This is a genomic window from Mesorhizobium sp. B2-3-4 (assembly GCF_006442315.1).
Lineage (GTDB): Bacteria > Pseudomonadota > Alphaproteobacteria > Rhizobiales > Rhizobiaceae > Mesorhizobium.
This window is the reverse complement of the sequence record NZ_VFVY01000018.1, coordinates 75,118-100,947: the sequence shown is the minus strand read 5'-3', so window position 1 is coordinate 100,947 and position 25,830 is coordinate 75,118. Positions and strand designations below refer to the sequence as shown.

Below are 25,830 nucleotides of genomic sequence, written 5' to 3'. Positions count from 1 at the left end.
CCGAGTCAAAAGTGGTGAATCCTGAGAACCGGAGCGGGGCATACTTTTGGGTACGTGAGCACAGTTCTACTGCGACGCAGTAGAACGGGGAAGCGGAGGTATCAGCCATTTGCAGGCCGGCCTCACCTGAATATCAATACACCTTAGGCCGCTTCGGCCCGGCACTTCGCGCACACACCGCGAAACTCGATCACCGCCTTCTTGGCGGCGAAGCCGGTCGCGTTGACCCATTCGTTCAGCCGGTGATCGACGTCGTGGTCGGACATTTCGGTCACCTGCCCACATGTGTCGCAAATGGCGAAGGCGGTCATCGAATGGCTGTGGTCGTGCGGCTCGGCGCAGGCGACGAAGGAGTTGATGCTTTCCAGCCGGTGCACGAAGCCGGATTTCACCAGCGTGTCGAGCGCCCGGTAAACCTGTAGCGGCGCGCGGAAGCCGCGCTCGCGCAGCTGGTCGAGCAAGGTATAGGCGCTGAGCGGCCCGCTGGCGGTCTCGAGCTTCTCGAGCACGCACAGCTGATTCTTCGTCAGCACATCCCTTGCCGCCATGATCCTGCTTCCGCTTGTTGCGCCTCTCGCATGGCTTTTTCGCATGCGAGCGGCTCTTTCCAATGAAATAGCGACGAACCGGCGCCTTTGCCACTGTTTCCGCGATCTTCATGATTGAAGTCGCGGCCGAACTGCCTGATTGGTGGCGCCGTCGGAATGATCCCAATGCGTTGCATCGGGTTGACTGGCCCGGCCACATTCAAAATACTGACAAAATTCCCGGCGAGATTTGGCTTACTTGGGAAATTCGATCGGCTTGGGGAAGCAATCATGATCAAATTGACACGCCGGACGCTGCTTGTCGGCACGTCCGCGCTGATGGCCGCTGGTGCGGTGTCGTTCCGCGCGCGGGCCGCATCGCGCACTTACCACGCGCTGCTGGTCGCCTGCACCGAATATCCTGCCCTGCCGCAGAGGAACTGGCTGATCGGGCCGAAGAACGATGCCGGCCTGGTGCATGAATATCTCCTGAAGAACGTGCCCGATCCCGTGCGCTTCGCGCCCGAGAACGTCACGCTGCTGGCCAAGGACGTGCCTGGCGCCCAGGATCTTCCGACGCACAAGGCGATCAAGGCGGCCCTCGCCGACCTCGCCGCCAAGGTGCAGCGCGACGATTTCGTCTACCTGCACCTGTCGGGCCACGGCGCCCAGCAGCCCGAAATGGTCAAGGGCGACGAGACCGACGGCCTCGACGAGATATTCCTGCCCGTCGACATCGAGAAGTGGATCAATAGGGATGCCGGCGTGCCGAACGCGCTGGTCGACAACGAAATCGGCGATGCGCTCGACGCCATCAGGAACAAGGGCGCCTTCGTCTGGGCGGTGTTCGACTGCTGCCATTCCGGCACCGCGACCCGCGCGGTCGATGTTGAGGACGAGCTGGAACGCAAGGTCGAGTTCGCCGACCTGGTCGGCGGCGACGAGGCTGCCAGGGCGGCAGCCATCAAGACCTATGAGGACACGGTCGCGGGCGCATCGCGCGGCCTCGACGAGAACGGCCAGCGCAAGCCTGCCTTCAACCTGACGCCGACCGGCGGCGAGCCGATCACCAAGGGCAAGCTGGTGGCTTTCTATGCCGCGCAGACCGTCGAGACGACGCCGGAAATGCCGTTGCCCAAAGGCACGACGGACGCGCCGCGCTTCGGCCTGTTCACCTTCACCATCCTGTCGAAACTCGCCGAAAACCCCAACGTCACCTATCGCCAGCTTGGCCAGGCCGTGCTGCAGCAATATTCTGCCGACAGCCGCACCCGGCCGACGCCGCTTTTCGAAGGCGAACTCGACGCGCGTGTCTTCGGCACCGACAAGACGGACGCGGTCATGCAGTGGCCCATCGTCGTCAAGGACGGCGAGGCCTCCATCGGCGCCGGGCTGCTGCATCGTCTCACCCCCGGCAGCAAGCTCGCGATCCTGCCGTCGGCGCTGTCGTCGCTGTCGGACGCGGTCGGCTATCTCGAAGTGGAATCGGCGAAGAACCTGGAGAGCCGGGTCAAGCCGGTCGAGTTCGACAAGAAGCCGGCCCTCAAGGTGGCTGACATCCCCGCCAATGCCTACGCCCGGGTGGCGGAGATCGCCGTCGATTACAAGCTCGCCGTCGCACGCCCGGCAGCGACCAAAGGACTGGAGACGGAAACCGCGCTGGTCAACTCGGTTCTCGACGAACTGGCCACGGCCAAGGAGACCGGCTTCAACATCGAACTGGTCGATCCGGGCAAGAGTGCCGAACTGCGCTTCGCGGTGATGCGCGAGAATACCATTGCCGGCGCTGATAAGAATGCCACCGACAAGCCGGCACTGTGGTTCCTGCCGGCCTCGGGCGACGTGACCCTGAAGGATGGCAGCAAGCCGCCGCTGATCATCATCCACCCCGACGACCGCCAGAAGCTCGTCGATGCGACGACCAGGAATTTGCGCACCATCTTCCGGGCCACCGGGCTTTCCAGGCTGGCCGTGGCTTCCGACTACAAGCCCGAGGACGTCGACGTGCAATTCCAGGTCAAGCGCCGCGACAAGGATGCGCTGGAGCCGTTGCAGGCCTCGGTGGTGCCACGCGTTTCACCCGGCGACGAGGTGCATGTTCTGGCCAAGAACAGCTCGGACCAGCTGGTCGACATCAACGTGCTCTATGTCGGCAGCGACTATTCGATCACCCACATCGTCGCCGAGCGGCTGGCGCCGCAGGCCACGCTTGAGGAAGGGCTGCTGGCCTTCACCGACACCAGTTTCGGCATGGAGCGGATGATCGCGGTGCTGACCGAGGCGCCGCCGGAAAGCGAGAAGGAGGATCTGAGCTTCCTGGCACAGGACGGTGTCGCGTCGATGACGCGCGGGATTGGCCCCGCCAGCTTCTCCGACATGCTCGCCGATATCGGCATGGCGCCATCGACCCGTTCGGTGATGCGGCTTGCCGACAAGAGCGGCCCCAAGGGAGCGGTGATGATCTTCCCGATGGAGACGGTGCCGCGCGCTTGAGCGGCGCCGGCGCGGGCCTTCTGGTCCGTATGCCGGCCCTTGCGCGATTGGCGTGATGTGAGAACATTGCAGGCTGCGGCCCTGGGGCACGACGGCCGCATGAAGCGGGTGGGATCGATTGTGAAGAAGTCCGTATTTTCCTGGCGCGCCACGGTTGCCGGTCTTGCCGGCGGCATGTTGCTGATCGCCAACGCCTCGGCGCAGGACGCCTGCGGCCTCTGCGCCAAGCAGGTGGTTATCAATTCGGAACTGGCGACGTGCTTTCTCGACCAGTACGACCAGTTTGCCAAGGCCAGCAGCGACGCGATCGTCGTCGATCTGTCCGGCTGCACCTCGCGCGGCATCGTCGAGGCCTTGCCGTCGCCCAACAAGGCACCGGCGGAGCCGGACATGCAGTTCATCGTCTCACGCCCTCAACTGGCCTGCCTGAAGAAGCAGCTCGAGACGCCGGGCGTGGTCCTCGATCCCTCCGCCACCATCGAACTGGACAGCTGCAAATGAAGAAGCCGGCGGGGGCGCCCAAGCAGACAGACGTTGCCGCGCCGGCAAAGGCGCCGGCGAAGCAGGCCTTGCCGGAAACCACCGAAGGTTTCCCCTGGCCGAGCAGCCATGAGATCAAAAAGGAAAGCAATCCGTTCACCGACCGCGACTGGCGCATGCTGGTCTACGCCTGGTCGGGCATGGCGGTGCGTTTCGCCATCATCTTTACTCTGGGTTTCTCGGTCTATCAGTTCCTGGCCAACCAGGAGCAGAAGCGCGTCGAACAGACCATGTCCCTGGTCGAACTCTGGGAGACCAAGGACTATCAGCAGGCGCAGCGGGCGCTGAAAGACCGCCTCGCGGCCCTCAACGCCAAATATGACAACCTGCTCAGCGCCAATCCTTCGCCGGCCGAGGAGCAGATATTCCGTCAGCGTATCGGCATCGAGGCGATGACCGCCGCCGGCGGCGACATGCCGCTGGCCGACTTCAACGAGAATTTCGACCGCATCGTCTATTTCCTCAACCGGCTGTCCTTCTGCGTCGATGGCGATCTGTGTTCGCGCAAGGTGACCGACGCCTACTTCCGCGACTATGCGGTGTCGTTCTGGAGTTATTTTGCCGGCTATGTCGAGAAGCAGCGCAAGGCCGGCTCGCCCACTTTCGCCACGGCGATCGAAGCCTATGTGCGCAGCGGCCAACCGTCGACTGAAGTCAAATAGACATGGCAAAGGTCGGGCTGTGCTTGCCTCTTCTGCGTGCCTGCCGCTGGCTTGCCATGGCCGGAACCCTGGTCGCGGCCTCGATTGCCCATGCCGAGGACGCCCCGGATTTCCATCTTGATCTCGACACCGGAGGCCACAGCGCGCGCGTCACCGATCTCGCCTTCACGCCCGATGGCGAGGACCTTGTCTCGGCTTCGGACGACAAGACCATCCGCATCTGGGACTGGCAGGCGGGCGTCAGCCTGCGCACCATCCGCGGCTATCTCGGCAACGGCAACGATGGCAAGATCTTCGCGGTCGCGGTCTCGCCGGACGGCAAGACGATCGCCGCCGGCGGCTATTTCGGCGCCGGCCTTGGCGACAAACCGCCCTATGGCGATGTCAGGCTGTTCGACTTCGCCACCGGCAAGATGAAGGCCGTGCTCAAGGGGGCCGACTACGCCACCTATGATCTTGCCTTCTCTCCCGATGGAAAGACGCTGGCTGCCGGTGGTGCCGACGGCGTCGTCTATCTCTGGAAGCTGGACGACAAATCTGCATCGGGATGGACGCTGGACAAGAAGCTCGACGCCGATTCCTGGCACATCGACAAACTGGCTTTCGCCGCGGCGGGAACCCGGCTGGCGGCGACGACGACGGACAATGGCATCCGGCTCTGGGATGTCACGAAGGGCGAGGAGATCGCCTTGCCGGCTGATGCCGAGCCGCTACGCGATGTCAGCGTCATGGCGCTGGCCGTTTCGCAGGACGGTGCCCTGTTTGCCACCGGCAGCAAGGACGGGCTGGTGCAGCTCTGGCACGCTACTGACGGCACGCTGGCGCACGCCATGCCGATGCAGGATTTCCTCATCGGCTCGCTGACCTTCGCCAAAGGGTCGCGCCTGGTCGCCTCCTGCGGCTATCGCTGCGCGGACAAGCACCGCTCCATCGTCTGGAACACCGACACCGGCGACAAGGTGCTCGATTATGCCGGCCATGACGGCACGGTCTACGCAAGCGCCGCCAATGCCGACGGCTCCCTGGTGGCGACAGCCGGCGGCACCCGCAACGCCATCCAGGTCTGGGATCCGGCGACGGGGGAACGCAAGGCTTTGCTGCAAGGAGCCGGCGAACCGGTGACCGCCGTCGGCATCGACGCGGCGAACGGGGTTATCGCCTGGGGCGGAGCCGACCCCTGCCCCGAGCGCGTCACCTGCCCGGAAAAACCGGGAACGCTCGACAAGAAGCTGAAGTTGCCCACCGCCGAGCGGTTCTTCGACGATCCGCAGCCGCTGACGGAGCCGGACTCGTTTGCCCGGGCCATGCTTTCCGACGGCCAATGGTCGCTGCACGCCGCGGCCGGAGGCAAGGACGCGCTGGAAAACGCGGTGCTGGAGATCGCCCATGACGGCAAGGTGGTGCGCACGATCGAGAACGACGCCACCAACGGCTTTGCCCATTCCGCTTTCACGCTGATCGACAGCGGGCTTGGCCTGGTCACCGGCGGCAATGATGGCACGCTGCTGGAATACAAATCCGCGACCGCCAGGGTATCGGGTGAATTCATCGGCCATACCGGCGAGATCAACGCCATGGTCGCTTCGCAAAAGGCCGGCCTGCTGGTCACCGGCAGCGCCGACCAGACGCTCCGGCTCTGGAACCTGGAGACGCACGAACTGATCGTGTCGATGTTCTTTGCCGGGTCGCAATGGATCGCCTGGATGCCGCAGGGCTATTACTATTCCTCCGACGAGGGCGACAAACTCATCGGCTGGCACGTCAACCAGGGCCGCGACCACGAGGGACGCTTCATCCGCGCCGGCCAGTTGAAGAAATATCTCTGGAGCCCGGAAATGGTGCGCCGCGCAATCATCCTGCGCAGCGCCAAACAGGCGGTGAAGGAGATGCGGCCGGGCGTCGACAATGAGCTGCAGAAGCTTCTTGAGCGCAAGCCGCCGGAGTTCGGCATCCGCCTCGCCGACGACCAGAGCAAGGCCCGCGACGGCTATGTCGCGGTCGAGATAACAGGCGCCAGGGAAGCCGGCGCCGACGTCTCCGGCTTCTCGATCCTGTCGAACAGCCGCAATGTCGGCGACATCGCCACCCGCTCGGCCGATGGCGACAAGACCATCGTCGAGGTTCCGGTCGAGGATGGCCAGAACACCATCCGCATCACCGGCACCAACGAATATGGCTATCTGACCGAGCGCAGCGTGACCGCGCTGGCGAGGAAAACCGAGAAGGCCGAGGCCAAGGGCAAGCTCTATGTCGCCGTCATCGGTGTCGACAAATATCCGTTCCTGACCGACGCCTGCTCCGGCCGGGCCTGCGACCTGCGCTACCCCGTCGACGACGCCACCGAGTTCCTCAAGGTGGTTGCGCAGAAATCGGCGCCCTTGTTCTCGTCGATGGAGACGCTGGTGCTGGTCAATCGCGAAGCGCTCGACGAAAATCCCGACAAGGCGCAGCAGACCTACACGGTCGCCAGTGCCGACAAGATCATGGAACCGGACTCGCATACGATCGACGACCAACTCGCCGATTTCCTCGACAAGCCGGGTGAGCATGACACCACCATCGTCTTCGTCGCCGGCCATGGCATCAACATCGACGAGGACTACTATTTCATCCCGACCGACGGCCGCAAACAGGACACTGACCGTTGGAAGCGGTCTTCGCTGGTCGATTGGTCCGACATCCAGAAATCGGTCGAGCGGGCCAAAGGCATGCGCTTCATGCTGCTCGACACCTGCCACGCCGCCAACGCCTTCAATCCGCGCCTGGAAAAGGACGCGCAGGACGCGCGCATCGTCGTCTTCTCCGCCACCGCCGCCAACAACACCGCCGCCGAATTGCCCGAACTCGGCCACGGCGTCTTCACCTACTCGATCCTCGAGGGTCTGCGCGGCAAGGCGAAAACCTCGGATGGCGGCGTGACGCTGTTCGGCCTCGCCGATTTCATCTCGCGCGAGGTGGTGCGGCTGACCGCTTCGAAGCAGAAGCCGTTCTATTATGTCGGCGGCGTCGAGAATATCGTGTTGGCCGAGCCGTGAGGCCTTTGCGCCCGGGGGCGATGTCCGGCAGGACACAGAGGGGGGCCTGGGCGCAAACTATCTTTGTGCTTATGTTCGTAGTCAGTCTCCTGTTCCCACTCCCAACCCAGGCCGCCCCTGTCACCTGCCCGCCAGGCACCGAAAACTTCCCGCCCTTCTACGACGATGCGAAGCTCTTCGACGATGCCATCTCCAGCGTTGCCGAGGTCCAGCCTTCCAACCAGCGGTTGACCGGCATCACCGTGCCGCATCATCTCCTGGCTTCCGAGCTGGTGGCGCTGGGCTTCCGTGCCGCCTCGGGCTTCCGCTACAAACGCATCGTCATCCTGTCGCCGGACCATTTCCACAAGACCCACAAGCTTTACGCCACCTCCATGCGCGGCTTCGACACCGTGCTCGGCCCCGTCGGGGCCGACACCGACGCGGTTCGGCTTCTGGAGAAGAATGGCGACATGGTCGAGGAATCCTGCCTGTTCGACAAGGAACATGGCGTGCGCGCCATGCTGCCCTTCCTGCACCACTATTTTCCCGAGGCGAAAATCGTGCCGGTGGCGATGTCGGTGAAGGCGCGGCGCGGCGACTGGGACAGACTTGCCGAGGCGCTCAAGGCCATCGTCGACCAGGACACGCTGATCGTCGAATCCACCGACTTCTCGCACTATCTGCCGCAGCATGAGGCGCGCCGGTTCGACCAGCAGTCTCTCAACATGCTGGCCGCCGGCTCGCTCGACGGCATCGCCGCGCTCCGTCAGCCCGATCACGCCGATTCTGTCGGCGCGCTCTACATCCAGACCAGGCTGCAGCGCGAACTGTTCGGCGCCCAGCCACTGGTTGTCGCCAACGAGAATTCGCAGGAACACACGTCGGACTATGTCGAGCGCACCACCAGCTATGTGGTGGCCCTGTTCGGCGCCTTCGGTCCCGGGTTCAACAGCCCGGCACGGCCGAACGACAAGATCTACTATCTCGCCGGCGACGTGAATTTCGGCCGCGCCATGAAGAAGATCCTGCTGCGCGACGGCGTCGCAGACCGGATCGTCGACAGCATCCTGTCGCTGACCGGCTCGCGGCCGCTGATCGTCAACCTCGAGGGCGTCATCCTGCCCAACGTGCCGGAAGCGATCGACGACATGACGCTGGCAATGCCGCAAGGCCTCGCCGTCGATATGCTGAAGCGGCTGCATGTCGCTGGCGTCGGCCTTGCCAACAACCACGCCTACGATCTCGGCCCGTCAGGCTATGCCGAGACGTTGCGCGCGCTGGACGAGGCCGGCATTGCGCATTTCGGCCAGGGCGAGACGCTGGCGCTTGCCGACCTCGACCTCGTCGGCCTGACCGACATCGACACCAACGGGTCAAAGAACACCGACCTCATCACCCCTACCTTGCTCGACCGGCTGCTGCACGAGAATGCCGAACGGCCGGTGGTCGCCTTTGTCCATTGGGGCCGGGAATACAAGACCGAACCATCGGCGCGCGAAGACAGGCTCGCCGACGAGATGCGCTTGCGCGGTATCACCGCCATCGTCGGTGGCCATCCCCATGTGTCGAGCGAGGCGATCGTGCCGCTTGCCGGCGGCGATGTGGCGGAGGTCTATTCGCTGGGCAATTTCCTCTTCGACCAGAGCGCGCGGCGCTCGTCCGGATCGATGCTGGAACTGCGCGTCTTCGGCCAGGGCACGATCTTCACCCGGCTCATCCCGCTGCCCAACTATTTCGAGATGGGTCGCAAATAGCGTCCACCAGCCAAGGCATGTGAGATTCAGGTCAGGCCGAGTCGAAAACGACTGACACCGAGAACCGGAGCGGAGCCTACTTTTCGTACGTGAGCTTAGTTCTACTGCGACGCAGTAGAACGGGGAAGCGGATCAGCCGTTTGCACAGGCCGGCATCACCTGAATATCCACATGCCTTAGCCGCAGCCGATCATCTGGCGGGGCAGATAACACGCCGCCGGCTCGGTCTTGGTTTCGAACAGCGACTGCTTCGGCCGGAAATAGAAGAAGCTCACGGGCTTGCTCTCGCGCACACTGCCGTCGGCGAAATGCGCGGCAATGCTGAAGCGATGGATCGACGACATGGCCGACCACATTTTCAGCCGCGCCGTGTAGGCGCTGATGGTCTTGTTGCCGCGCACCGGCATGGGAATCATATAGTCATGCTTGCCGATCGGGAATTCGATGTTCTGGTAGCGCATGGCCTCCGGGCTGCCGCCGCCGCCATCGCCGCATTCGGCCATCGATTCGGGAACCTCGAAGATCGCCATTGTCATCTGCGCCCGAAACGGCTCGCTCTGCTGATAGACATTGCCTTGGTCGTCGGCCCAGGAATAGTCGAACTTGCCGATCGCATGCAGCGTCATGGCCTGGTTGAAATTGCTGAGATAGTCGCCGACCTCGCCGAACTTGATCTTGTTGGTGAGCTGGCTGCGGCAGACATTGAGGCTGTCGACCGAGGGACAGGGGAAACGCCCCGTCTCCAGACTGGCCGTATCGACACCGGCCTCGTCGAGCACGCTCTTGATCGAGACGTCGACACCGTCGGCGAAACCGCCGATGTCTTTAGTGAACATGCGGCTCGGCTGGCCGGTCGGATTGCCGTCATCGTCCACCGTGGTGAACTGGATCGACATCTTCATGTCCTTGGCATCGCCCCAGCCATTGTTCACGACCGAGAAATCCGGACGGAAGCCGATACAGCCGAAATGCTCAGAGATCGACAGCATCGGCTTGCGGTAGGCGTCGCTGGCCGCGACCTTCATCTCAAGCCTGTCGAGCTTGACCTTTGACTGGTCCGTCGTGTTCAGGTCGACCTCGGCAAAGGCCGGCGCGTCCTCCCAGTCAGGGCCTTCATAGACATTGTTCGTGTTGATCTGCCCGGTGCCGTTCCAGGCGTCGTTGTAGAGATTGTCCTCCGGATAGATGGCGACGTCCTCGTCACGCACCAGATGCTGGTACTTCGTGTCGGTCTGCTGGGTCATGCGCTGGTCCACGATGACACCGATCTCGACCTTGTCGGCATCGCCGCCACCGGCCTGCGCCTTGAGCAGGCCGCTTACCCTGGCATCGGCCAGAACGTCGGGACGCGAGCCGCCGATTTCCGTGCCCTTGACCCATTGCGAGGTATAGACGGTGCCGCCGGCGAGCCGGGTCTGGCCCTTGCCGTCCTTCAGCCCGTCGACAAATGAGCCGACGAATATCTCACCCGTCTTTGACAGCAACCTGCCTTCGCCATTCGGGACGCCCCTGACGAACTGTCCTTCATAGCGGTTGCCATCGGCATCGACATGCATGCCCTTTCCATCGAGTTCTCCGGCGAGCCAATGTCCCTCGAAAACTTCGCCCGAGCGCAGGTCGAGCCGGCCTTGCCCGTCGGGCCGGCCGTTTCTGACATCGCCGAAATAGCTGGAATAGATGGTTTTGGGATCGTAGCTCGCCGAACCGCGCACACGCCAGACCAGCCTGCCCTTGCCGTTGATCGTCCCATCGCTGGCGATCGTCCGGTCGGGCGACTGGCCCGCCGCCGGCTCCCAGGTGAAGTCTAGGCCCTTCTCCGGGTTCAAGTCCCACACCCGCACCGTCCTGCGCAGTACCGAGCGGGTGTCGCTCTGATAAAGGATCTGCACGCGCTCGGCCCAGGCGCCTGACCCCGCGGCGGAGGAGGCGAAAGCCGATGAAAGCGTCGGCATGGCCAGCATCAATGCGGCCGCGATATCAAGCACTGCCCTTGCCCGCGCCATGCTCCAAACCCCTTTGGACACCCAACCCCTTGGGCGCTCAAGCGTAGTCGGCGCGCCGGCCGCGTGCAAGAGAAGCCGTGCGCGGGGCCGGCATAAAAAAGGCGGCGGAATTGACCCGCCGCCTTGCCGTAACTGCCGGTACGAAAATTATTTGTACAGGCTGTTGATCCACTGGATGTTGGCCGCATTCAGGCGCACGGCGGTGTTCGCGTCGGGGCTTTCCGCCACGTTGACGCCGGTGATGATGCGCTGCTTGGAGTTGTTGTCGTAGGCATAGACCGAGCTGCCGCTCGATCCCGGGAACGTGTCGCAGTCGTACTGGAAATATTCCGGAGCGATGTTTTCGGCATGCACTTCGCAGCTTGCCTTCCACATCGTGCCCATCGGCTTGTCGCCGGGATAGCCGACGAGGTTGGCGGTGAAATCGCCGAGATCGTCATAATTGGCGTAGCCCAGCCAGCCGAGATTGGTGCCGACATCCTGCTTCAGTGTGATGATGCCCAGATCCCACGGGATCACCGATCCATAATAGCCCTGGTAATTGTCGATGAAGCCCTGCAGCACATAGGCGCTTTCATAGGTGAAGGCGCCGAACGGGGCGTCATCTGCCGTGCTGCCGTTGAGGCCTGGCACGAACAGATACTCGGACAACCAGTCCTTGTCCTCATGGCTATAGAGGCAATGCGCGGCTGTGAGCACCGTGCGCGGACCGATCAGCGTTGCAGAGCAGCTGCCATAGCTGCCGGTCTTCGGCGATTTGGCTTCAAGATAGCCGATGGCCGAGAACGGATAGGTCTTGGTGTTCTTGACCTGCACGCGATCGTCGGTGCCGAAAACCTGGCGGCCGGCTTCGCCTTCGCCAAGATCAGGATCCTCGGTCTTGCGCTGGGTACCTTCCGGCCCGTCGGCCGGTGCGTTCAACTGCTTGATGATCAGTTCCCGCAGCGCTTCGCTCGGCTCGATCTTGATCTCCTTGCCATCGGCGGAACGTCCGACGATGCCGTAGGATTTGACGGCCGTCGCCTCGTCGGTGAGCGGAGCGGCGCGGCTGTCTTCATCGGTAAGTTTCGGTGTCGTGATCGGTTTTGCCCGCCCAGGCTTGAAGTCACCCGAAGTCACGTCCCGCATGCTTTCCCCGTTGCCGGAACTGGCCGAGCCGGGATCGGCGAAAGCAGGAACCGCCCACATCGCCGTGGAAAGCAATGCGGACGCAATCATAGCGTTTGTCAGTTTTGTCATGGTGAGACTCTCCCAAAAAGTCAGCAAGGACTGGATCAAAATACAGAAATATTGTCGAGATCGTGGTGACGCCGAAAAATCAGTTTGTTTGCCGGCATTCCCCCCGACCGTTGTTCTGGGCGGTCATTTTCAAGGCCCCGCCAAAAAAATTTCCCGGCCGTATACTGCCTAAAATAATCCAACATTGGCAATGACAAATCGCTTCCACGTAGCCCGTGGGGGGCTATAGAGTTTTGTGCGGGTTCTGCTCGCGGGCACGGTTAGCAAAAGTGGGATTCGGTTTTGTGACCGATCGCGCACCGTTCGATACGGCGCGGTGCGGGGTCGTCGAAACCGGCAACCTCCTTGCACAAGGCCCGGAGCCGATCCGCGCGCGAGAATTGTCTCAGGAGGTTCAGGTGCACATCACAAATCGGTTCGGGCCAATCATTGCCGCATCGCTGCTTGGCATCGCCGCTGCCGTCGCTTCAATCAACACCGGCTGGGCGGACGAAGGCACCGTCAGGCCAGAGGCGGCGGTCTCGCCGATGCAACGGGTGAACGAAGCCAGGGCCAAGGCAGCGGCGGAGAATCCCGACGGCGACGATCGCGTCTATGGCGGCAATCAGGCCGAGAAGGGCGCCTATCCGTTCCAGGTCGCGTTGCTCACCACCAACCGGCTGGACGAGAACCCGGCCTCGCAGGCCAATGCGCAGTTTTGCGGCGGCAGCCTGATCGCGCCGCAATGGGTGCTGACGGCTGCGCACTGCCTCAACGACAAGGGACATCCGATCTCGCCCGATAGCGTCACGGTGCTGACCGGCGCCACGGATCTCAGCGAAGGCAAGCGTCACAAGGTGATCGAAGTCATCGTCAACGAGGGCTATAGCGAGCAGACGCTCGACAACGACCTCGGCCTGCTCCGGCTTGCCGAGCCGGCCGATGCGCCGACAATCAAGCTGACCCATGACGCGACGCCCGAGACCGGCAAGACCACCGTCACCGGCTGGGGCAAGATGCAGGACGGCACCTTCCCGACCACGCTGATGGTCGCCGATCTCGACCTCCAGCCCAATAGCGCCTGCAACAGCGGCATCAAGGCCATCTACGCCCACGACCTGAAGGCCGCGCTCGGCGACCTGTCGCACCGCATGCGCTATTCGGAAAAGGGCATCGACGCCGCCGCCAATGCCATCGCCGCCGACATGACCGACCCGCTGACGTCGAACATGATCTGTGCCGGCACGACGAGCGGTGTGCGTGACGCCTGCAACGGTGACAGCGGTGGTCCGCTGTTCATGACCGGCGCCGACGGTCCGGTCCAGGTCGGTGTCGTCTCCTGGGGCGAAGGCCCGGCCGACGGCAGTGCCGCCTGCGGCCACAAGGACGCCTACGGCATCTATACGCGGCTGGCCAACTACACCGGCTGGATCGACGAGAAGATGAAGACCAAGGCTCCGGCGCCGGAAAAGCCCAAGCCGGGGCTGGGTACGGCCATGAAGCCGAAAACGCCCTGACGCCAGGACATTGCGGATGCAAAAACGGCGGGAATATTCCCGCCGTTTTTGTTTGAGCTTTCAGGCCGCGTTATTTCCTTGGCGGGCCTTTGCGCTCGGCGGAGGCCGCCCACAGATTGATGTCGGACTCGCGCGCGTAGGTGTCGATCTCGGCGAGTTCGGCGTCGCTGAAGTCGAGCACCTTCAGCGCCCCGACGCAGTCCTCGACCTGTTCGGGCCGGCTGGCCCCGATCAGCGCCGATGTCACCTTGCCCTTGCGCAGCACCCAGGCCAGCGCCATCTGCGCCAGCGTCTGGCCGCGCTTGGCCGCGATCGCATTGAGAGCCTTAATGTTGGCGATGGTGCGGTCGTTGATGAAAGCCGTCTTCAGCGACTTGCCCTGGGACGCCCGGCTGCCATCGGGAATGCCGCCGAGATATTTGTCGGTGAGCATGCCTTGCGCCAGCGGCGAGAACACGATGGAGCCGACGCCGAGCCCCTCGAGCGTGTCGAGCAGTCCATCTTCCTCCACCCAGCGGTTCAACATCGAATAGCTCGGCTGGTGGATGACGCATGGCGTGCCAAGCTGCCGCAATATGTCGGCGGCCTCGCGGGTGCGCTGCGAATTGTAGGACGAGATGCCGGCATAGAGAGCCTTGCCCGAACGCACCGCGTGGTCGAGCGCGCCCATGGTTTCCTCCAGCGGCGTGTCGGGGTCGAAGCGGTGCGAATAGAAGATGTCGACATAGTCGAGCCCCATCCGCTTCAGGCTCTGGTCAAGGCTGGCCAGCATGTATTTGCGCCCGCCCCATTCGCCGTAAGGACCGGCCCACATTTCATAGCCGGCCTTGGTCGAGATGATCAGTTCGTCACGATATCGCGCAAAATCGGTGCGCAGGATCTCGCCGAAGGCGGTCTCGGCCGAGCCGGGTGGCGGGCCGTAGTTGTTGGCGAGGTCGAAATGCGTGATGCCGAGGTCGAACGCCTTGCGTACGATCGCCTGCTTGGTCTTGTGCGGCGTGTCGTTGCCGAAATTGTGCCAAAGCCCGAGCGAGATCGCCGGCAGCTTCAGGCCGGAGCGGCCGCAGCGATTGTAGATCATCTTCTCGTAGCGGTTTTCGGCGGCGATATAGGACATGGGACATCCTCGGGGATCGGGCGGCGGGGGAGCGCCGCAGGAGAATTGAATCGATGCTTGCCCTTCTCCTTAACCTCTCCCCGGCGAAACGGGGAGAGGGGATTTGAAAAATTATCGATAATCACCCGACCTGCCTGACAGCCGCTATTTCTTCTTGGCCAGCAGCGCCTTCGCTTCCTTGACGCCAAGGGCTGCCGGCCGCTCGCAGGCCGTCTGCATGGCGACGACCTTGCCGGTCTCACCGGCGCGCAGAATACCGGTCATGACATCGACGGCATGCAGCGCCAGCTCCATCGAGCAGCGATGCGGTCGGCCTTCGGTGATCGCGATCGCCATGTCGGCAAGGCCGGCGGTGCGGTAGTTCGCCATCATGCCATGGCCGTGCATCTCGTTCGGCACGCCGAACGGGTGATACCATTTGGGCAGCTTCTTGACGGGCTTGGCGCCGTCGGTGAAGCGCACCTCGCCGCCGAAGAAGTTCGGGTCCGGCACGAAGACAGTGCCGGCCTCGCCATAGAGTTCCATCGGCGCGTGGCCGTGGCTCCAGACGTCCCAGCTGGTGTTGAGCGTCACCACCGCGCCGTTTTCGAACTCGAGCAGGGCGTGGATAGTAGTCGGCGTGTTGACCGGGATCTTTTCGCCCGCGCGTGGTTTCGACGAGATGGTACGCTCCTTGGCCGGCGTCGCGGTGAACGCCGTCACCTGCTTCACCGGTCCGATCAGCTGGATCAGATTGGTGACGTAATACGGCCCGATGTCGAGCACCGGCCCGGCGCCCGGCTGGAAGAAGAAGTCCGGATTGGGGTGCCAGTGCTCCATGCCGTGGCTCATCACATGGCAGGTGCCGCTGGTGATGGCGCCGAGCCTGCCGCTGTCGATCAGCTCGCGCACCAGCTGATGCGCGCCGCCGAGGAAAGTGTCGGGCGCCGAGCCGATGCGCAGGCCCTTCTTCTCGGCCCGGCTTTTCAGGTCCTGCCCTTCCTTCACCGAAAGAACGAAGGGCTTTTCCGAATAGACGTGCTTGCCGGCATCAAGCACGGCTTTCGACACCTCGTAATGCACGGCCGGAATGGTCAGGTTGACGATGATGTCGATCTCGTCGTCCTTGAGCAGGTCGTCGACCGTCTCGGCGCGCAGCTTGAACTCCTTCGCGCGCGCCTTCGCGGCCTCCATGTTGATGTCCGCGCAGGCGCGCATCTTGATGCCGCGGAAGAGCGGCGAGAGCGAGAAATACGCCTTCGAGATGTTGCCGCAGCCGATGACGCCGACGCCAAGTTTGTCTGCCATTTCCGTTACTCCTGCCAGCTCTTGGCTGTCGCGATCGAGCGTCTTGCATAGCGCTCGATGTTGTTGGGATTGTCCTGTTCCATGACAAAGTATTTTGCCGCGCTCCTGGCTCGCAATAGCTTGATCAGGCCAGCCCAGTCGATCGTGCCATGCCCGACATCCGACCAGCCATCCTCATCGAGCCCCTCGCCCGGCTTCGCCATATCCTTGACATGCACGGCACTGATGCGCTTGCCGTGCTTTTCGATCCAGGGCAGCGGATCGGCCCCGCCGCGCACCACCCAGGCAACGTCCATTTCCCAGCCGATGTCGGAGGCGGCCGCCAGGATGTGATCCTGCGGCACCGAGCCGTCGGCGAGCTTCTTGAATTCGAAATCATGGTTGTGCCAGGCAAAGCCGTAGCCGGCCTTCGAGGCTGCCTCGCCGACCTTGGCGAGGCGCTCACCGAAGCCGCGCCAGCCGGCGGCATCGGATGGCCTGTCCTCGGCCATCAGATAGGGACAGATCAAAAGCTTGACGCCGAGCGCTTCGGCGATCCTGCGCACGCCGTCGAAATCATTCTCCAGCGCGTCGATGGAAAAATGCCCGGTCGGCATGGCAAGGCCGTTCTTGTCGAGTTCGGCACGGAAGGCCTTGGGATCGTCATAGACGCCGCCGAAACCTTCGACCTCGGCATAGCCGAGCTTGCCGAGCATTTCGAGCACATCGGTCCAGGGCAAGAAATTGCGGGCGCTGTAAAGTTGGAATGACCAGTTCATCGTCTCTGTCCGTTCTGCTTGGGGATGGTCTTGGGGAGGATGGTTTCTTGGAAGCTACATGCGGTTGCCGGAAGGAGTATCGAACAGCGAGGCGCGGGCTGGATCAAAACCGATCCGGATCGGATCGCCATTGCGCAGCGTCTTCTCCGCCTCGACACGGAAGGAAAAATTGCGGTCACCGAGCTTCGTCCACACCAGCGTGTCCGAGCCCATCGGCTCGACGATCTCGACGGTGGCATCGGTGACGAAGGGCATGGAGTTCGCGGCCTCGCCAAAGATCACGTGCTCGGGCCGGATTCCGAACACGCAAGGCCCGCCGCCCTTGCCCGCGCTCTCGAAATCGTAGCGATCGAGCGGTATGGCTAGATCTCCCGCCTTGAACACCGCCGGCGTGCCGGTCTCCATCTGTCCCTCGATGAAATTCATCGCTGGCGAGCCGAGGAAGCCGGCAACGAAGCGGTTGACCGGCCTGTTATAGATGGTCTGCGGCGCATCGAGCTGCTGGATGACGCCGCCCTTCATCACCGCGATGCGGTCGGCCAGCGTCATTGCCTCGATCTGGTCGTGGGTGACATAGATCATCGTGTTCTGCAGCTTGCGGTGCAAAAGCTTGATCTCGACGCGCAGTTCCGAGCGCAGCTTGGCGTCGAGATTGGAGAGCGGTTCGTCGAACAGGAAGACATCGACATCGCGCACCAGTGCCCGCCCGATCGCCACGCGCTGGCGCTGGCCGCCGGAAAGCGCGGCCGGCTTGCGTTGCAGGAGCGGTTCGATCTGCAGGATCTCGGCCGCCCGCGCGATGCGCTTGGCGATGTCGTCCTTGGCCACGCCGGCGACACGCAGCCCGAAGGACAGGTTCTTCTCCACCGTCATCTGCGGATAGAGCGCATAGGACTGGAACACCATGCCGATGCCCCGGTCCTTGGGCTCTTCCCAGGTGACGTTCTTGCCCTTGATGAAGATGCGGCCTTCCGAAATGTCGAGCAGGCCGGCGATGCAGTTGAGCAGGGTCGACTTGCCGCAGCCGGAAGGACCGAGCAGCACGATGAACTCGCCTTCGGCGACATCGAGGTTGAGCGTCTGCAGCACCGAGACCGCGCCGAAGTTCAGCGACAGGTCCTGGATCGAGACGCTGGTGCCGTTCGCCGCCATCGCCATCATCCTTTCACCGCGCCGGCGGCAATGCCGCGCACGAACAACTTGCCTGATATGAAGTAGACGACGAGCGGCACCAGCCCGGTCAGGATGGTGGCGGCCATGTTGACGTTGTATTCCTTCACGCCCTGCACCGAGTTGACGATGTTGTTGAGCTGCACCGTCATCGGATAGGTGTCGGGACGGGTGTAGACGACGCCGAACAGGAAGTCGTTCCAGATGCCGGTCACCTGCAGGATGACGGCGACCACGAAGATCGGCAGCGACATCGGCAGCATGATGCGCAGATAGATGCCCCAGAAGCCGGCGCCGTCGACGCGCGCCGCCCGGAACAATTCCTCCGGCATGGAGGTGAAATAATTGCGGAACAGAAGCGTCAGGATCGGCATGCCGAAGATGGAATGTACGATCACCAGGCCGCTCAGACTGCCATAGAGGCCGATCTCGCGCAGGATGATGACGATCGGATAGATCATCACCTGATAGGGGATGAAGGCGCCGACGATGAGAATGATGAAGAAGGTGTCGGCGCCCTTGAAGCGCCAGTTGGCGAGCGCATAGCCGTTCACCGAGGCGATGGCGATCGACAGGATCACCGAGGGCACGGTGATGCGCACCGAGTTCCAGAAACCGCGTGAGAGCCCGTCGCAGTTGAGGCCGGTGCAGGCCTGTGACCACGCTTTGACCCAGGGCTCGAACGTGATCTCGAGCGGCGGCGAGAAGATGTTGCCGAGGCGGATCTCCGGCATGCCCTTGAGCGAGGTCACGACCATCACATAGAGCGGCAGCAGGTAGTAGAGCGCGACCACGACGAGCGTGCCGTAAAGGAAGATGTTGCGGCGCGAGAACACGTGCCGCGGCTTCGGCCCGCTCGGACCCGAGGCATCGGCGCGGATGGCGGCGTGGGGAGCGGCCAGGGAGATGGCATGGTCAGACACGCCTGCGGCCTCCGAATTCGAGATAGGCCCACGGCACGATGACGATCATCACCGACAAGAGCATCATGGTCGAGGCGGCAAAGCCCTGGCCGAGATTCTGGGCGAAGAACATGTAGTCATAGACATATTTTGCCGGCACTTCGGAGGCGATGCCGGGACCGCCGCTGGTCTGCGCGACGACGAGGTCGTAGACCTTGACGATGCCGGACGCGATGATCACCAGCGTGGTGATGAACACCGGTCGCATCATCGGGATGATGATGAAGAGATAGGTCTTCCACATGGGTATCCCGTCGACCCTTGCGGCCTTCCAGATATCCTCGTCGATGCCGCGCAGGCCTGCCAGCATCAGGCACATGATCAGCCCGGTGCCTTGCCAAAGCGCCGCTATCGATATGCCGTAGATGACGATGCTGGAGTTGTAGAGCGGATTGAAGTCGAAGCTGGTCCAGCCGAGGCTTCGGACCACGCCCTGGACGCCGAAATCCGGATTGAGCAGCCATTGCCAGACAAGGCCGGTGACGATGAAGGACAGTGCGAAGGGGTAGAGGAATATGGTGCGGAACGTGTCCTCGAAGCGGATCTTCTGATCGAGCAGGGCCGCCAGCAGAAAGCCGATCACCAGCGAGAACACCAGTGAGATCACACCGTAGATCAGGAGGTTTTCGATCGAGATCAGCCAGCGCGGCGTCGCCCACAGCCGGTAATATTGGTCGAGCCCGACGAAATTCAGCCGTGGCAGCAGCTTCGAATTGGTGAAGGAATAAAGCACCGTCCATGCCGTGCCGCCGACGAACACCACAAGCGCGGTGAGCACCATCGGGATCGAGGCGATCTTCGCATTGAGGTTGCGGAAAAGCTGGTTGGGGCGTTCGCTCTTGCTCATCTTGGCAGCCGTGCTGGGACAATGAGGGCATCACGCTCCCGACCCTCGATGGGCAAGGGCCGGGAGCTGGCGGGGGCGCCTGAGATCAATCGGCCGAAGCGATGATGTCGGCGAAGCGCTTCTGCGCCTCTTCGAGCGTCATGTCGGGCTTTGCGAAGAACTCCGAAAACAGATCTTCCTTCTGCTTCTGGCTGTCCTGCGACAGCAACTGGTCGGTCCACGGGATGACCGCGCCCTTGGCCAGAATGGCAAGGCCCTTCTTCATACAGTCGTTGGCCGCGTTGAGGTCGACGTCGCCGCGCACCGGCAGCGAGCCTTTCTTCAGGTTGAAGGCGACCTGGGTCTTGGGATCGAGCAGGGTCTCGGCCAGCACTTCCTGAGCCTTGGCCTTGTCGGCGTCCTTGAGCAGCGGGAAGTAGAAGGCGTCGCCGCCCGTCGCGATGACCTCGTTGAGGCCAAGGCCGGGAAGGCAGGTATAGTCCTTGCCTGCGGTCTTGCCGGCGACCTGGAATTCACCCTGCGCCCAGTCGCCCATGATCTGGCCGCCGGCCTTGCCGGTGATGACCATGTTGGTGGCCTGGTTCCAGTCCTGCACATTGGTGTTCTTGGCCATCTTACGGGCGTCGTCGGCCGCCTTGAATACCTTGCCGATTTCGGGTCCGGCGGCGAACTTGGCGTCCTTGTCCTTGTAGACCTTGAGGAAGGCGTCCGTACCGCCGACCGCCGCCAGCAGCACATCGAAGGCGCCGGAGGCCTGCCAGGCCTGTCCGCCGACGGCGAGCGGAACGATGCCGGCCTTTTCCAGCGCCGGTGCGGCGGCAACGAATTCGTTCCAGTCCTTCGGCATTGGCACACCGGCTTTCTGGAAGGCTTCGTTGGACAGCCACAGCCACTGCCAGGAATGGATGTTGACCGGCACGCAGTAGATCTTGCCGTCGATGGTGCAGGATTCGAGCAGGCTCTTCGGCCGCACCACTTCCGTCCATTTGCCCTTGGTGGCGACATCGGTCAGGTCGCGCATCAGGCCGGCCTGAACCAGTTCTTCCGCCTGCCTGCCGTGATTGAACTGGGTGGCCCCCATCGGATCGCCGCCGGTGATGCGGCTGATCATGATCGGCCGTGCCGTGCCGCCGGATCCGGCGATGGCGCCGTCGACCCAGTGGTTGCCGGTGGCGTCGAACGCCTTGGCGAGCTCGGCGACCGCCGCGGCCTCGCCGCCGGAGGTCCACCAATGGGTGACTTCCAGATCGGTCGCGGCCGCCGGCCCGGCGACGTTGAGCGCAACTGTCGCGGCAAAGGCAGCGGTCAGTAATTTGTATCGCATTTCGGCTTCCTCCCAGAAATCTGAAACGTTACAGATTTTCGATACGGCAATTGCGCGGATGGCGCAACCCCGGGCAAGTGGGCGGTCTTATATTTTTTCGAGTCGCGAACAAATTCTGGCGCACATCGGACGCGCTGCGCTGCAACATGCAGTCATTGCGGCGCAAAATCACAACGAAGAGGCACTTCGCCTTGGATTCGCAAAGAAATTCGGTCGCCGGCAATCCGCAGTCCTACCACCGCCCCCGCATCCGACATGGCAATCTGTAACGTTTCAGTATATTGGAACCATGCCGGGCTTGAAATCACGCCTTGTTGCGGATCGCCGCGATTGCCGACCCGGCCTGTGACTGCTATGCGCCTGACGGGCGGGACGAATGGACAGACAGCGTACGGAAAAGAACGAGGACGCGTCGGCGCTGGAGCGGCCGACGCTGAAGACGCTTGCCTTCATGACCGGGCTCGGCGTCACTACGGTGTCGCGCGCGCTGAAGGACGCGCCGGAGATCGGCGCCGAGACCAGGCGCCGCGTCCAGCTCGTCGCCAAGCAGATCGGCTACCGGCCCAACCGCGCCGGCGTGCGTCTGAGGACCGGCAAGACCAATGTCATCAGCCTCGTGCTCAACACCGAGCAGGAGATCATGAGCTTCGTCTCCGACATCATCTATGGCGTCACCGAAGTCATTGCCGACACGCCGTATCACCTGATCGTAACGCCCTACTCGCGTTCGCAGGATCCGCTGGATCCGGTTCGCTACCTCGTCGAGACCGGTTCCGCCGACGGCGTCATCATCTCGCGCACGCAGCCGAACGACCCGCGCGCCCGCTACATGCTGGAGCGCGGCATACCGTTCGCCACGCATGGCCGCACCGATATGGGGCTGGTGCACCCCTATCATGATTTCGACAACTACGCCTTCGCGGACGAAGCCGTGCGTTGCCTCGCCGGCAGGGGCCGGGGCCGCCTTGCCCTTCTGACCCCGCCCGTCGGCCTCACCTATCATAGCCACACGGTGAACGGTTTTGTCGACGCGCTGGCTGATGTCGGCGCCAGCGAGGTACCGTTCAACACCGTCTCGATCGATCAGTCGATCGACCAGATCAGGATGCGGACCGCGCAGCTGATGCGCCGCAAGGATCGGCCGGACGGCTTCGTCAGCAGTGCCGCCGCAGCGACGCTGGCGCTCGTCGCCGGCATCGAGGACGCCGGCCTCAAGCTTGGCCGCGACGTCGATATCGTCTCAAAACAATCGTCCGACCTCTTGCATCTGTTCCGGCCGGAACTGCTCATCGTCAACGAGAATTTCCGGCTGGCGGGCTCGGAGCTCGCGCGCGCGGTGCTGGGCTGGATCGGCGGCGAGGCACCCGGCTCGCTGCAATCGCTCAGCAAGCCTGGCCAGGTCCTGGCCTACCCACGTTCGGGCGGCTAGCCAGCCGCGCCGCTGCCCCAGGGCCCGTGGAAAGCGCCCTGCTCGCCGATGCGCTCGAAACCATGAGCGCCGAAGAAATCGCGTTGCGCCTGGATCAGGTTCGAAGTGCCGCGCCCTTGGCGGTAGCTGTCGAAATAGGCAAGCGCCGAAGATAGCGCCGGCACCGGGGCACCGGCTTCGGAAGCCCTCGCCACGATGCGCCGCAGCGATGGGTGCGCCTCCTGCATCAGGCTTATGAAAGCCGGGGCCATCAGAAGATTGGTCGAGGCGCCGCCGCTGCTGAAGGCTTCCGCCATCGTGTCGAGCATTTGCGAGCGGATGATGCAGCCGGCGCGCCAGATTTTGGCGATGGTCGGCATCGGCAGGTTCCAGTTGAATTCCTTCGAGGCACCGGCCATCACGGCAAAGCCCTGCGCGTAAGCAGCAATCTTCCCGGCGAACAGCGCCAGTTCGAGATCATGCAACAGCGCGTCCCTGTCACCGGAAATCTTCGTCACGCCGCTATTGCCATAGGCCTTTTCCGCCGCCTGCCGCTCATCCTTGATCGATGAGAGCACGCGCGCCGCCACCGCGGCTTCGATTGCGGTCGCCGGAATGCCGAGCTGCTGCGCCTCGATGACGGACCATTTGCCGGTGCCCTTCTGGCCGGCGCGGTCGAGGATGATATCGACCACCGGCTTGCCGGTCTTGGGATCGTCGGCGGCCAGCACCTTGGCGGTGATCTCGATCAGGTAGGAGTTGAGCCGGCCCTTGTTCCAGTTTTCAAACACCGTCCCGATGTCCTTCGGCCCCATGCCCAGTCCGTCACGCAAAATGCCGTAAATCTCGGCGATCATCTGCATGTCGGCATATTCGATGCCGTTATGGATGGTCTTGACGAAATGACCGGCGCCATCGGTGCCCAGCCAGGCGGCACAGGGCTCGTCCTTGAATTTTGCCGAGATGGCGGTCAGCACCTTCTCGACGCGCTTCCAGGACTCCTCCGTGCCGCCGACCATGATCGACGGACCATGGCGCGCGCCTTCTTCGCCGCCGGACACGCCCATGCCGATGAAAGTGAGGCCCGAGCCGGACAGTTCGGAGAAGCGCCGCATCGTGTCGCGGAAATTGGCATTACCGGCATCGATGACGATGTCGTTGCCCGACAGCACGCCGCGCAGCGCTTCGATCTGCTCGTCGACCGGCTTGCCGGCCAGTACCATGATGATGATCGGGCGCGGCGGGCGGATCGCGGCGGCGAGTTCCTCCAGGCTGTAGCAAGGAACAACCATATCCCTCAGCGCGCCCGCGCTTTCCAGAAAGGCGTCGGTGCGCGCCCTTGTGCGGTTGAAGACGGCGATGCGATGCCCATGCTCGGCGATGTTCAGCGCCAGGTTGGAACCCATCGTGCCAAGGCCGATCAGGCCGATTTCGGCTTTTTCCATCGTTTCTTCCCTGCTTTCGGATCTGGTGTTTTCGAGCTCGCACTCATCGTTGCCCGGATGTTTGACGGGCCTTCAGTCTCGCGTCAACCGCCTCGCCCAATTGTGTTGCCGGGACCATTACGGCCTGATGTCGATCGGCGCCTCGATCTTCACGATCTCGAAGTCCGATACCAGTATCTCGATGCGCACCGTCCAGCGACCGGGTATCGGAATGACGAGATTGTCGACGCGCCAGCTGCCGTCGCCGGGTTTGGTCGCAGCGCGCTTCATCGGCTCGATGCCGGAATCGGGCTTCGACAGCACCAGCGTCACTTCCTTGGCGTCGAGCGGGCCGAAATCGCCGGTCATGATGATCATCGAGGCCGTGACAGGCCCCGCATGGCCTGGCGTGATGCTGAGATCGGCCATCGCCTGCAGCGCGTGGATGTGGACCGAGGCAGGCTGCGCCGCCGCGATCGCCAGCGCCCTTGGCGGCGGCGTGAACCGCCAGCCCGCGGCGATCCCGAAGATCGCCAGCACGATCAGCACTTCGACGCCGACCGAGCGCGTGAGCCTGCGCTGCACCTCGGTCGCGCCCGCCTCGGCCGAAGCGGTGAGCTTCCAGCGATTGACGGCGGCCAGCGTGAACAGAAAGACCAGCAGCACCAGTTTCAGCAGCAGCAGCCGGCCATAGGCGGTGCCAAGCAGCGCCGAGGGGGTCTGCACCTGGATCACGGCCAGCACGATGCCCGCCGCGGCAAGCAGGGCGACCACGGGCAGGATCGCCCACGAGAAGCGGCGCAGGAATTCGACCGCGCCGACCGTTCGACGTTTCAGCGCGAGGCCGAGCGGCACCAGCGCGCCGGTCCAGAAGGCGATGCCGGTGCCGTGCACGAAGACCAGCGGCCGCGTCAGCCATTGCGGCTCGGCGGCACTGGCATGGCCGCTCGCGGCAAGTGCCGCGCCCACGCCGGCCAGCCCGGCAAGGGCAAGTGGCCTGGCGGCGGCGCGCGGCCCGGCCAGCGACATCAGGCCAAGCCCCAGAGCGATGAGGGTGACCAGCACCGTCCAGCCGAAACTTGTGCCGAGCGCGGTTCGCCAGACCACCGCCTGCGCCAAATGAGACAGCGGTGCGCCAAGCGCGTCCAGCCCCTGGAAACCCAGCGACAGCGGCGCCGCCAGCAGTCCGCCCAGGATCGCCCCGGCAACAAAGCGCTGACCGGCGCGGCCATCTCCGGCCAGCCAGGCAATGGCGAAGGCGCCGCCGACACCGAGGAAAAGACCGGCGTAGAGAAAAACCTTGCCGATCCAGATCGCCGACCGCAGCGGCCAGTCGACCGCTTCGGACACGGCCGGCGGCTCGCTTGGCGCCCCGATGGAAAACAAGAGCGAACCGCCAACCGGATGGCCGTCGGCGGAGATGACGCGCCAGCTCAGGACATGCGTGCCCGATTTGAGTGCCTGTGGATTGTCGATTTCCAGCGTCTGGTCGGTGAGCCGGAAGGATGTCAGCGCGACCGGCGTGCCGTCGGGCTTCACCAGCGTCAGCACCAAGGGCGAGACAGGCTCGCTGAAGGTCAGCGAGAACTGTGCCGGCGCCTGCGCCAGCACGGCGCCGTCGGCCGGGTCGGTCTTGATCAGCGCCGCATGGGCAAGGGCCTGGCTTGTCGAGGCCATGACGATGGTCGCCACGATCATCGCGAAAAGCCCGCCGAGCCAGGCGAGGCGTTTGCCGGTGGTTCCCGTCCCTCGGGGTGGAAATGTCGCGTTCATGCCGTCGCCATGGAAATTGGCGGCGCACC

General features: G+C 63.4%; 20 protein-coding genes. 7 read left to right on the top strand and 13 right to left on the bottom strand.

Features of this window, described 5'->3' with window-relative positions; translation table 11 throughout:
• Nucleotides 1–143 precede the first annotated feature (143 nt).
• Both FJ967_RS24270 and FJ967_RS24265 read right to left on the bottom strand, forming a co-directional pair.
• Complete coding sequence (locus FJ967_RS24270; RefSeq protein WP_140734533.1) at nucleotides 144–548, bottom strand: Fur family transcriptional regulator; 405 nt, start codon at nucleotides 546–548, stop codon at nucleotides 144–146.
• Nucleotides 527–826 carry a hypothetical protein gene (locus FJ967_RS24265; RefSeq protein WP_140734531.1) on the bottom strand — a complete coding sequence of 100 codons (300 nt, stop codon included), beginning with the start codon at nucleotides 824–826 and terminating at the stop codon, nucleotides 527–529. Before FJ967_RS24265 ends, FJ967_RS24270 begins: the two co-directional genes overlap by 22 nt.
• Between FJ967_RS24265 and FJ967_RS24260 the strand changes: the two genes are divergently transcribed.
• The 5 genes from FJ967_RS24260 (at nucleotide 819) to amrB (ending at nucleotide 8,993) form a co-directional block, all read left to right on the top strand.
• Nucleotides 819–3,020, top strand: coding sequence for a caspase family protein (locus tag FJ967_RS24260; RefSeq protein WP_140734529.1), 2,202 nt, complete (start codon nucleotides 819–821; stop codon nucleotides 3,018–3,020). The genes FJ967_RS24265 and FJ967_RS24260 overlap by 8 nt on opposite strands.
• A gap of 120 nt (nucleotides 3,021–3,140) precedes the next feature.
• A complete protein-coding gene (locus FJ967_RS24255) occupies nucleotides 3,141–3,521 on the top strand; it encodes a hypothetical protein (RefSeq protein ID WP_140734527.1) in 381 nt (126 codons plus the stop codon).
• Nucleotides 3,518–4,222, top strand: a complete 705-nt coding sequence (locus FJ967_RS24250; protein ID WP_140734525.1) for a hypothetical protein — start codon at nucleotides 3,518–3,520, stop codon at nucleotides 4,220–4,222. The genes FJ967_RS24255 and FJ967_RS24250 overlap by 4 nt, the downstream gene beginning before the upstream one ends.
• A 2-nt stretch (nucleotides 4,223–4,224) precedes the next feature.
• Entirely contained in the window at nucleotides 4,225–7,257 is a 3,033-nt protein-coding gene (locus FJ967_RS24245) for a caspase family protein (protein WP_246675369.1), read from the top strand.
• A gap of 71 nt (nucleotides 7,258–7,328) precedes the next feature.
• Complete coding sequence (gene amrB, locus FJ967_RS24240; protein ID WP_181176129.1) at nucleotides 7,329–8,993, top strand: AmmeMemoRadiSam system protein B; 1,665 nt, start codon at nucleotides 7,329–7,331, stop codon at nucleotides 8,991–8,993.
• Nucleotides 8,994–9,169: 176 nt separating this feature from the next.
• On the opposite strand, the gene FJ967_RS24235 is transcribed toward amrB, so the two are convergent.
• Both FJ967_RS24235 and FJ967_RS24230 read right to left on the bottom strand, forming a co-directional pair.
• Entirely contained in the window at nucleotides 9,170–10,978 is a 1,809-nt protein-coding gene (locus tag FJ967_RS24235; protein ID WP_246675368.1) for a hypothetical protein, read from the bottom strand.
• Between the two features lie 165 nt (nucleotides 10,979–11,143).
• Nucleotides 11,144–12,235 (bottom strand): serine protease, encoded by a 1,092-nt coding sequence (locus FJ967_RS24230; RefSeq protein WP_140734519.1) that lies wholly within the window; start codon nucleotides 12,233–12,235, stop codon nucleotides 11,144–11,146.
• Between the two features lie 398 nt (nucleotides 12,236–12,633).
• Here FJ967_RS24230 and FJ967_RS24225 point away from each other — a divergent pair, with 398 nt between their 5' ends.
• The gene (locus tag FJ967_RS24225) at nucleotides 12,634–13,731 is read left to right on the top strand and encodes a trypsin-like serine protease (RefSeq protein ID WP_140734517.1); all 1,098 of its coding nucleotides are present in this window, start codon (nucleotides 12,634–12,636) and stop codon (nucleotides 13,729–13,731) included.
• Nucleotides 13,732–13,801: 70 nt separating this feature from the next.
• On the opposite strand, the gene mgrA is transcribed toward FJ967_RS24225, so the two are convergent.
• The 7 genes from mgrA to FJ967_RS24190 form a co-directional block, all read right to left on the bottom strand.
• Nucleotides 13,802–14,848, bottom strand: coding sequence for an L-glyceraldehyde 3-phosphate reductase (mgrA, locus tag FJ967_RS24220; RefSeq protein WP_140734515.1), 1,047 nt, complete (start codon nucleotides 14,846–14,848; stop codon nucleotides 13,802–13,804).
• A gap of 144 nt (nucleotides 14,849–14,992) precedes the next feature.
• Nucleotides 14,993–16,135: a Gfo/Idh/MocA family oxidoreductase gene (locus FJ967_RS24215; RefSeq protein WP_140734513.1), complete on the bottom strand. Its 1,143-nt coding sequence runs from the start codon at nucleotides 16,133–16,135 to the stop codon at nucleotides 14,993–14,995.
• Nucleotides 16,136–16,140: 5 nt separating this feature from the next.
• Nucleotides 16,141–16,893 (bottom strand): sugar phosphate isomerase/epimerase, encoded by a 753-nt coding sequence (locus FJ967_RS24210; protein WP_140734511.1) that lies wholly within the window; start codon nucleotides 16,891–16,893, stop codon nucleotides 16,141–16,143.
• 54 nt (nucleotides 16,894–16,947) lie between these two features.
• Entirely contained in the window at nucleotides 16,948–18,045 is a 1,098-nt protein-coding gene (locus FJ967_RS24205) for an ABC transporter ATP-binding protein (RefSeq protein ID WP_140734509.1), read from the bottom strand.
• A 5-nt stretch (nucleotides 18,046–18,050) separates the two neighbouring features.
• Nucleotides 18,051–18,986, bottom strand: coding sequence for a carbohydrate ABC transporter permease (locus tag FJ967_RS24200; RefSeq protein WP_140734507.1), 936 nt, complete (start codon nucleotides 18,984–18,986; stop codon nucleotides 18,051–18,053).
• Complete coding sequence (locus FJ967_RS24195) at nucleotides 18,979–19,872, bottom strand: sugar ABC transporter permease (protein WP_140734505.1); 894 nt, start codon at nucleotides 19,870–19,872, stop codon at nucleotides 18,979–18,981. The genes FJ967_RS24200 and FJ967_RS24195 overlap by 8 nt, the downstream gene beginning before the upstream one ends.
• A gap of 85 nt (nucleotides 19,873–19,957) precedes the next feature.
• The gene (locus FJ967_RS24190) at nucleotides 19,958–21,196 is read right to left on the bottom strand and encodes an ABC transporter substrate-binding protein (RefSeq protein ID WP_140734503.1); all 1,239 of its coding nucleotides are present in this window, start codon (nucleotides 21,194–21,196) and stop codon (nucleotides 19,958–19,960) included.
• Nucleotides 21,197–21,572: 376 nt separating this feature from the next.
• On the opposite strand from FJ967_RS24190, the gene FJ967_RS24185 reads away from it, so the two are divergent.
• On the top strand, nucleotides 21,573–22,625 hold the full coding sequence (locus tag FJ967_RS24185; RefSeq protein WP_140734501.1) for a LacI family transcriptional regulator: 1,053 nt from the start codon (nucleotides 21,573–21,575) through the stop codon (nucleotides 22,623–22,625).
• Here FJ967_RS24185 and gndA read toward each other — a convergent pair.
• Both gndA and FJ967_RS24175 read right to left on the bottom strand, forming a co-directional pair.
• A complete protein-coding gene (gene gndA, locus FJ967_RS24180; RefSeq protein WP_140734499.1) occupies nucleotides 22,622–24,049 on the bottom strand; it encodes an NADP-dependent phosphogluconate dehydrogenase in 1,428 nt (475 codons plus the stop codon). The two genes, FJ967_RS24185 and gndA, sit on opposite strands and share 4 nt — an antisense overlap.
• A gap of 117 nt (nucleotides 24,050–24,166) precedes the next feature.
• Nucleotides 24,167–25,801 carry a copper resistance CopC/CopD family protein gene (locus tag FJ967_RS24175; RefSeq protein WP_140734497.1) on the bottom strand — a complete coding sequence of 545 codons (1,635 nt, stop codon included), beginning with the start codon at nucleotides 25,799–25,801 and terminating at the stop codon, nucleotides 24,167–24,169.
• Between the last annotated feature and the right edge of the window lie 29 nt (nucleotides 25,802–25,830).

Excerpts from the sequence above, each read along its gene's own strand:
- FJ967_RS24270 (WP_140734533.1), bottom strand. The coding sequence starts at position 548 with ATGGCGGCAAGGGATGTGCTGACGAAGAATCAGCTGTGCGTGCTCGAG.
- FJ967_RS24260 (WP_140734529.1), top strand. The coding sequence starts at position 819 with ATGATCAAATTGACACGCCGGACGCTGCTTGTCGGCACGTCCGCGCTG.
- FJ967_RS24250 (WP_140734525.1), top strand. The coding sequence starts at position 3,518 with ATGAAGAAGCCGGCGGGGGCGCCCAAGCAGACAGACGTTGCCGCGCCG.
- FJ967_RS24245 (WP_246675369.1), top strand. The coding sequence starts at position 4,225 with ATGGCAAAGGTCGGGCTGTGCTTGCCTCTTCTGCGTGCCTGCCGCTGG.
- amrB (WP_181176129.1), top strand. The coding sequence starts at position 7,329 with ATGTTCGTAGTCAGTCTCCTGTTCCCACTCCCAACCCAGGCCGCCCCT.
- FJ967_RS24230 (WP_140734519.1), bottom strand. The coding sequence starts at position 12,235 with ATGACAAAACTGACAAACGCTATGATTGCGTCCGCATTGCTTTCCACG.
- mgrA (WP_140734515.1), bottom strand. The coding sequence starts at position 14,848 with ATGTCCTATATCGCCGCCGAAAACCGCTACGAGAAGATGATCTACAAT.
- FJ967_RS24215 (WP_140734513.1), bottom strand. The coding sequence starts at position 16,135 with ATGGCAGACAAACTTGGCGTCGGCGTCATCGGCTGCGGCAACATCTCG.
- FJ967_RS24210 (WP_140734511.1), bottom strand. The coding sequence starts at position 16,893 with ATGAACTGGTCATTCCAACTTTACAGCGCCCGCAATTTCTTGCCCTGG.
- FJ967_RS24205 (WP_140734509.1), bottom strand. The coding sequence starts at position 18,045 with ATGGCGGCGAACGGCACCAGCGTCTCGATCCAGGACCTGTCGCTGAAC.
- FJ967_RS24195 (WP_140734505.1), bottom strand. The coding sequence starts at position 19,872 with ATGAGCAAGAGCGAACGCCCCAACCAGCTTTTCCGCAACCTCAATGCG.
- FJ967_RS24190 (WP_140734503.1), bottom strand. The coding sequence starts at position 21,196 with ATGCGATACAAATTACTGACCGCTGCCTTTGCCGCGACAGTTGCGCTC.
- FJ967_RS24185 (WP_140734501.1), top strand. The coding sequence starts at position 21,573 with ATGGACAGACAGCGTACGGAAAAGAACGAGGACGCGTCGGCGCTGGAG.
- gndA (WP_140734499.1), bottom strand. The coding sequence starts at position 24,049 with ATGGAAAAAGCCGAAATCGGCCTGATCGGCCTTGGCACGATGGGTTCC.
- FJ967_RS24175 (WP_140734497.1), bottom strand. The coding sequence starts at position 25,801 with ATGAACGCGACATTTCCACCCCGAGGGACGGGAACCACCGGCAAACGC.